Below are 7,129 nucleotides of genomic sequence, written 5' to 3' on the forward strand. Positions count from 1 at the left end.
AATTTAGGCAATTACCATGAAGAGCATGAAGACTTAAACCTTTCATGCCGCTTCATGTCCTTCATGGTTAAAAAATGAAAAATAAAACTTGCTCAAGTTATTTCATGCACGTTCCTTAACGCCTTGGGGTGAATGACGTTTTGCCGAGCGAATGTCTATTCGGGAAAACACCAAGCCGCCACGCCGTATAACGCAACCGCCAGAAAGATCAGCACAGTAAAGCCGAACTGCATTGCAATCAGGGTTGCCAGTATCGCGCTGATGACCGAGGCGCAGCCGTTAATGCCCCAGGCCCAAGGTATCAATGCCGGGGTTGTTTGGCTGATTTTAGCCAGCGCCATCGGAAACGGCATGCCCATGAAAAAACCCAGCGGCATTATCAAAATTATCGAATACAGGTAACGGTTTAGGGGCCCGGTTTTCAGCAAAAATCCGGCGATGGCCTCAAAGCCGAGGTTGTAGCCGATACTGAGCAAGGCGATAGCCGTCATCGGCAGCATAAACGCATATTTTTCCGGGCTGCGGGACAGATGGGGCGAGAAATAGCTGCCGGCGCCGGCGGATAACAAAAAGGTGCTCAGCATCACGGCAATGGCGTAAAGCGGATGATGCAGAACCAGGATGAATTTCTGGATAAAGGCGATTTCGATAAACAAGAAAGCCAATCCCAGGCAGAAGAAATACACCGGCATGTGTAGATGATTTTTTGAGCCTGGTTCGATGCCCAGCTTGGCTTTCCAAAGCCATAGCGGCAAGGCTATCAGCAACAGGCTGGCGAGTATCGCCTGCAACAACGCCGCGATTAACAACAAGTAGCCGCTTTCCAGCAAGAAGCTTCCGCCGCTGCGCAATAACGGCAAAATCTCGGGCAAGGTGCGCCATTTAAAAAAATGGAACAAATAGGGCTTATCGTCGGTCGCAGGTTCGATGTTGAATTTGTAGGCATCGATAAACGCCGGGCTGTTATCGCCCAATAAAGCCGCCGCGGCTTGGTACAGATAAGGCTGTTGCTGGATGTTGAAGCGATTGACTTCCCCCTCCGATATGCCGGGATAATAAACCGGGTCGAAGCTGCGTTCGTCGCAGAACTGTTTTAACCGGGCGATTTCATCGGCGGAAAGTGCGCCGTTTTTGGCGATTAAGGTGCTGGTTTGCCAGCCGCGTATCATGATTATCTGCCGGCCGGGTTCGCGGACGCCGGTCTTTTTAAACGCGTTAATGACCGTAGCCAACAGTTTGGGTTCATCGCGCGGCGGAATTTTAATCCAGCGGGTAATGCTCAGATAACCGTCCGGGCTTACATGATGCAGGTATTCCTCAATGGCCTGTTCGGTGTAAAGGTAGTTTTCGGCCATTGAATACAGGCCCGCCGCCGATGCGCCGAACGCATCCAGCAAGGAAAGATTGATCAGGTCATAGGTTTTATCGCTTGCTGCAAGGTAGCCGCGGGCTTCACCAATATGGATATTGATAGAGTCGCCGAAATAAACATCGCCTGCAAAAGCGGCATATTTGCGTTGAATCAGGTCGATGACCAGCGGGTTCAGTTCAACGGCGTCAATATGCTTAATGGCGTGATAGTCGGCCTGTAAAATATCGCTGCCGGTGCCTGCGCCGAGGATCAGGATGCCGGTTAATTGTTTCAGGTGATAGGGCAGGGCCGATGTGGTTTGATCCAGATAGCCTAGCGTTTCCGGGTTGCCGTCATAACGGGTGATGGCGCTCATATTGTCCGCATCGGTGAATACGGCTAGCTGTTCCGGCGGCTCTGTCGCGGCATTAAGGCTTAAGCCGGGCGCATGACGTAGCGGGGTAAGATCGCTCTTTACTATGCTGATCGAACCCAGCGGGCTGGAATACCGGTCTATGATTTTTGTGCCGGGAACGTGCAGCAGTTGGTTCAGGCTTTTATACGGTGAGACTTTCAACGTCATCCATCCGGTCGGGATGAAAATAACCGCCAGAGCGATGATAAGGGACATCGTGGTCCAGTGTTTTGAAGCGCGAAAGGTATAGCTCGACACCAGCAGGGCTGCGAGTATTCCCGATAAGGTCAATACGGTTAATATTTGTTCGGGAAACAGGATGAACAGCAGAAAAATAACGCCCACGCTGCCCAGGCCCGCGCCAAACAGGTCGGACGCATAGATTGAGGATACCTGGTTTTTATACTGGTAAAGGGACAAACCGACGACATTGGCCGCGAAAAAGAAAGGCAAGGCCAGAATCAGGTAGATACCGCACAAATACAACAATTGCACGGACGTCCATAGTATTTCCGCCGGATTAAACGGGATTTGCTGGGCCAGCAAAAAACAGGCGGGAACCGATAGGCTGAACAGCAACATATTGGTCATGATCGCAACCGGGAACAGCGGCGCCAACCGGTCGCGGTTCAGCGCCAGGAACACGCCGCTGACGCCATAGCCCAACAGCGCCAGACTGATCAGCATGTAAGCAAAGTGATGCCATTGGATAATCGAAAACAGGCGCATCAATAAAACTTCGTAGGCCAGGGCAGAGGCCGAGATAATCGTGACAGCGGCCAACAGCGACAAGCGCGGCTTCATCATCAATTCTCCGTTAGTGCTTGCCGGTTAACGGGACAAAACTGACCGGAAGGATTTGGCGTGTGGTGACTTTTTCGTCAGTATCTTTACTTACCAAAACCAGGTATTGCGTCATGAACGGCGCGCCGACCGGTATGATCATCCGACCGCCGGGTTTTAGCTGTTTGATCAGCGGCGGCGGTATGTGGCTCGCAACGGCGGTAACCACTATGCCGTTAAAAGGGGCGGCTTCCTCCCAACCGTAATAGCCGTCGCCGGTTCGGGTATGAACGGCGTCGTAACCTGCCCGTTTAAGGTTAGTAGCCGCCTGCTTCGCCAGCGGTTCGACAATTTCTATGCTGTAGACGCTATCGGCCAGCTCGGCGAGAATGGCCGCCTGATAGCCCGAGCCGGTGCCTATTTCCAGAGTCCGGTCGGTTTTTTTCAGCTTAAGCAGGTCGGTCATGACCGCGACGATATAAGGCTGGGAAATGGTTTGTCCGTAACCGATAGGGAGCGGCCGGTTTTGGTAGGCGTAGGGTCGTTGATCATCGGGGACGAATTCATGTCTCGGCACCTTGCGCAAGGCATCGAGAACCCGGTCATCGAGCGCTTCCTGGTTCAGGAAGTCGCGGGTTCTCAGCACATCGTACTTGATGATGTCCACCAAGGTGTGGCGCTGCTGCCGAAACATATCTTCAGCGATGACATGGCTGGAAAACAGCAGCAAAATAATGCCGATGACCACCAGCCAAAAAATAAGGTGTTTTACTCTTTTCATGTTCACAACCTCCTGATTTTATCGGGTAATAATCGGCTGTAGAGCGTGGAGTTTAAATCAATGAAAAGCTGTTTGTCTGTAGGTCTTTTCTACAATTGCCAGCCGGTCGGGATAGGTTTATTGTGGGTGAGCAGACGCGGATTTGTGGGGCGGATTTATGCCCTTTGATACGCCGCTAGTTCTCAAGCTTGGGAGACTGTGAAAGTATTATCTAAATTAGGCGAAAAACATTTTTCACCACGAAGGCACGAAGGACACGAAGTTTTCAATGTATTGAGTTAAAACGATTGTTTTTCTTCGTACCCTTCGTGGTGAATTCTTTAATTTTTTCTAAAAACGAATATTTTCACAGCCTTTTGGGAGGCGGCAAATTTTACCTATGAGGTGATCGATGGACTCAACTAAACAGCTTGCTTTTATCCGTTTAATTGTTTTAGTTTTCAGCGTCTTTTTTACCGCAGCCATTCTGGCTGAAGGACAGCAAACCATGACCTTGATCCTCAAGTCACCGGACTTCGCCGATCAGGGCGAAATCCCCAAAACATTGACCTGCGACGGCAATGACAGCTCGCCTGCTTTAAGCTGGTCGGGACTTCCGCAAAACACCAAAAGTCTGGTGTTAATCGTTGACGACCCCGATGCGCCGGATCCCGCCAAGCCCAAAATGACTTGGGTGCACTGGGTGCTCTATAACATTCCGCCGACTGCTGCAGAATTGCCGCGAGCCGTTGCACCCGGCGACTTGCCCGCAGGCACCCGGCAAGGCAAAAACGACTGGAAACAGACGGGTTATCGCGGCCCCTGTCCGCCTATCGGCCGGCATCGGTATTTTCATAAGCTTTACGCATTGGATATTGAATTGCCGGATCTGCATCAGCCCGATAAAGCCCAGATTGAGAAAGCGATGGCGGGGCATATTGCCGGGCAGGCGGAACTGGTTGGAACTTACCGGAGGCAGTAACTGATAAAGTCATGGGGCGCATTATGCCGATTCCGCTGGTGCGTCGTTTTGATGATGAACACTGGATATCGCTACTCAGTTATCCAGATTGTTTGCCTCGGTATTCGTTACCAACAGCCGGTTAACCTGTTCAATATCATCCTGACTAAGACTGCTGGCCGCTTGTTTTAACTTGATACCGTTGATCAGGTAATCATAACGGGTACGTGCAAAATCCCGTTTTGCCCGGTATAAATTTCTTTGTTCGTTCAACACCTCAATCATGGTTCGGGTGCCTACGCCAAAGCCCGCTTCAGTCGCCTCCAGGGCGCTGGTTGCCGATATTACCGCGGCTTTTAGGGCGGCTACACGGCTGATGGCGGTCATGATGCCCCGGTAAGCGTCTTTCACCTGGCGTTTTACTGCGCGCTTTTTGGCAACCAAATCCTCTTTTGCGGCTTGGTATTCAAAGCCGGCTTGGCGGGTTCTGGAATTGACTGCGCCGCCTTCAAACAACGGCACATTCAGTTGCACACCGATACTCTGGGTGTCGCCCCGAGCGCCAAAGCTGCTGGTATTGTCGGATGCGCCGTAAGAGCCGATCAAATCCAGGCGGGGCAGGTGGCCGCTACGTTGCAAGTCTATGGCTTTGCGCGACACTTCGGCTTGATTGAATGCCGAGATGATGCTGAAGTTATTGAGTTCGGCCAGATCGCTCCATGCCGAAATATCCGGCGGATCCGGTTTGACTAAGGGCAGTTGTTCGCCCAGCGCATTGAGCGAAGCATCGTTTTCGCCGATGATTTCCCTTAATGCTTCTTTTTGATTATCCAGATTGTTGGCGGCTTCAATTTCATTAGCGTTGGCTTGGTCGAAACCGGCCTGCGCCTCGTTAACATCGGTTATTGCAATAATGCCAACATTAAATCGTTGCTGAGCCTGTTCCAGTTGCCGGGCGATAGCCTGTTTTTCCGCCGAGGCAAATTGCAGGTTGTCCTGAGCATACAGCACATTGAAATAGGCTTCGGTCGTTTTAACCATCAGGTTTTGTAATTCGGCCAGATACGTCGCTTCAGCCTGAGCGATTTGATTGTCGGACTGGCTTAATTGTATCCAGTGTTCCCAGTGGAACAACGGTTGGGTCATGTTGAGATTAAAAGTGTTGTTCCAGAATTCCTGGTTGACGGCAGCGCCTTGATAAGTATTGGTTTTCAGGTTATGCAGCCACTGCCTTTGGCTGGCGCCGGCGGCCGATATGTTAGGCAGAAACCGTGCAATGCTTTGGTCTTTTGATTCGCTGACGGCAGATTGTTTGGCTTGGGCTTGCTTTAAAACCGGCGCATTTTGCAAGGCAAGCTCATAGGTTTCTGACAGATTTTGAGCATGCAGGGGTGAAATGCCTGTCAACAGGCTGAAAATAATGACTGAGAGTTTTACTTGTGGCTTCATGTGTGAAATCAAAAATCATTTAAATGGCGGGTTCAATAGATGTCTGACTTCCGAGCAAAACCGCGAAATAGAACAATACCTTAAAGAATCAGTAGCGTAATGTGATAGGGCGGTAAGGATTTGTTGGTCGGGGTGCCAAGTCTGATGCCGGACATAATTACAGACAACAAAATATTAATATACCGTGTGATTTTCTTTAAATACGCGGTCAATAATACCGGCCAAAACTGTTGCCTCCGCTTTTAATGTAAGCAAAGGCTTATATTTAAATAATCTATGGCTTGCATACATCGATTTGGGTTTGCGCTACATTAGCTACCACTGTGAGCTCTTTCTGTTTTGATGAGCTGCTTAGTCCGTCATGTAGTCCATATTGCACCGATAAAGAAGCGTGATTACAGGTCGGAAACTGTTTTGTTAGGAGTAAAAAATTAAGTCATGTCCCGTTTTACAGGCGTTTATATTACCATCAATATTGCTATCAATGTCATCATCACCTTTCCTTGCAAAGCTGAATTTGCTAATTCTCAAATAGGTGGGACTTCGAGATATGAGTTCCAAGGTATGCGGAAGCAGCTATTCGGCTCAGTTGCCAAATACGTTCAGGGCTTAAAAATCCTAGTGGCAGCGCCATGTATTTTGGGAGAATATTCCACGAAATTTTTAACGATATACTTCAATTTATGGCGGTTGGAGGATGCCTGTATTGATGAAAACAATCACATGACATATTGGAACTGATGTTATGAAACACGATATGTCGATTATTCTTGCTGTCGCTATGCTGTTGGGCGCCTGTGCTGTGCCTATTGCTACGGTTCCTGATGCCAAAGAACAGGTGCGTTTATCCGCCAGAATGGTAAATCTGAGTTCGGCTGTAGATTCCTATTTTTCTGACCTGGCAGAAGCCCCCATCGATAGTGATATTGCTATTTTGCAAAACGCTACCCGCAATGATCCGCAGTTGCTGGCGCAGGAGTTCAATGCTTATGTGTTGAAAGTGCAGTTTCAAAATCCATACGCAGTATTGTTATTGTGCAGTAAAGACGGTAAACGGGCGATCATGGAAGATGCCGGTTGCTCGGCTAGCTTGGATCGACAGGTAACTGACGCTGTGCCTTGTGAGTTTACTTTGCATGTTCGCCAGAACTGTCAAGTGGAGGGAGCGGGTCCGCAGTAAAACGGTTTAAAACATATACAGGCTATTAATTGATTTATAGCGTGCGGGGCAATTTGACTGTGCGCTTGTCGATTAGAGGCAAATAACAAGAACTTTGTTATTTTTTGTAACCTTAGATTCAACTCATAAGTGCAATCGGCACTAATCGGAAAAGAAAAAGGTTAGCTGATATAGTTTCACGCTTTTTTCAATCCGACCAAAGACGAGAAAGCGCATGAGAAACTATAAAC

Annotated in this window: 6 protein-coding genes; 3 read left to right on the forward strand and 3 right to left on the reverse strand. The window is 49.2% G+C overall.

From position 1 onward, the window contains the following. Positions 1-155 precede the first annotated feature (155 nt). Positions 156-2,573 (reverse strand): SAM-dependent methyltransferase, encoded by a 2,418-nt coding sequence (locus V3O24_RS00110; RefSeq protein ID WP_331305560.1) that lies wholly within the window; start codon positions 2,571-2,573, stop codon positions 156-158. A 10-nt stretch (positions 2,574-2,583) separates the two neighbouring features. Then, positions 2,584-3,330 carry a protein-L-isoaspartate(D-aspartate) O-methyltransferase gene (locus V3O24_RS00115; RefSeq protein ID WP_331305561.1) on the reverse strand — a complete coding sequence of 249 codons (747 nt, stop codon included), beginning with the start codon at positions 3,328-3,330 and terminating at the stop codon, positions 2,584-2,586. 391 nt (positions 3,331-3,721) lie between these two features. On the opposite strand from V3O24_RS00115, the gene V3O24_RS00120 reads away from it, so the two are divergent. Further along, positions 3,722-4,291, forward strand: a complete 570-nt coding sequence (locus V3O24_RS00120; RefSeq protein WP_331305563.1) for a YbhB/YbcL family Raf kinase inhibitor-like protein — start codon at positions 3,722-3,724, stop codon at positions 4,289-4,291. Between the two features lie 75 nt (positions 4,292-4,366). Here the strand turns inward: V3O24_RS00120 and V3O24_RS00125 are convergent, their stop codons facing one another. Further along, the gene (locus V3O24_RS00125; RefSeq protein WP_331305565.1) at positions 4,367-5,719 is read right to left on the reverse strand and encodes a TolC family outer membrane protein; all 1,353 of its coding nucleotides are present in this window, start codon (positions 5,717-5,719) and stop codon (positions 4,367-4,369) included. Between the two features lie 438 nt (positions 5,720-6,157). Between V3O24_RS00125 and V3O24_RS00130 the strand changes: the two genes are divergently transcribed. Both V3O24_RS00130 and V3O24_RS00135 read left to right on the forward strand, forming a co-directional pair. Further along, complete coding sequence (locus V3O24_RS00130; protein WP_331305567.1) at positions 6,158-6,460, forward strand: hypothetical protein; 303 nt, start codon at positions 6,158-6,160, stop codon at positions 6,458-6,460. Positions 6,461-6,464: 4 nt separating this feature from the next. After that, positions 6,465-6,899 (forward strand): hypothetical protein, encoded by a 435-nt coding sequence (locus V3O24_RS00135; protein ID WP_104424698.1) that lies wholly within the window; start codon positions 6,465-6,467, stop codon positions 6,897-6,899. Positions 6,900-7,129: the final 230 nt, after the last annotated feature.

It is taken from the genome of Methylobacter sp. Wu8, assembly GCF_036440755.1.
Taxonomy (GTDB): domain Bacteria; phylum Pseudomonadota; class Gammaproteobacteria; order Methylococcales; family Methylomonadaceae; genus Methylobacter_A; species Methylobacter_A tundripaludum_A.

Coding starts and splice junctions, on each gene's coding strand:
- V3O24_RS00125 (WP_331305565.1), bottom strand. CDS start 5,719: ATGAAGCCACAAGTAAAACTCTCAGTCATTATTTTCAGCCTGTTGACA.
- V3O24_RS00120 (WP_331305563.1), top strand. CDS start 3,722: ATGGACTCAACTAAACAGCTTGCTTTTATCCGTTTAATTGTTTTAGTT.
- V3O24_RS00110 (WP_331305560.1), bottom strand. CDS start 2,573: ATGATGAAGCCGCGCTTGTCGCTGTTGGCCGCTGTCACGATTATCTCG.
- V3O24_RS00135 (WP_104424698.1), top strand. CDS start 6,465: ATGAAACACGATATGTCGATTATTCTTGCTGTCGCTATGCTGTTGGGC.
- V3O24_RS00130 (WP_331305567.1), top strand. CDS start 6,158: ATGTCCCGTTTTACAGGCGTTTATATTACCATCAATATTGCTATCAAT.
- V3O24_RS00115 (WP_331305561.1), bottom strand. CDS start 3,330: ATGAAAAGAGTAAAACACCTTATTTTTTGGCTGGTGGTCATCGGCATT.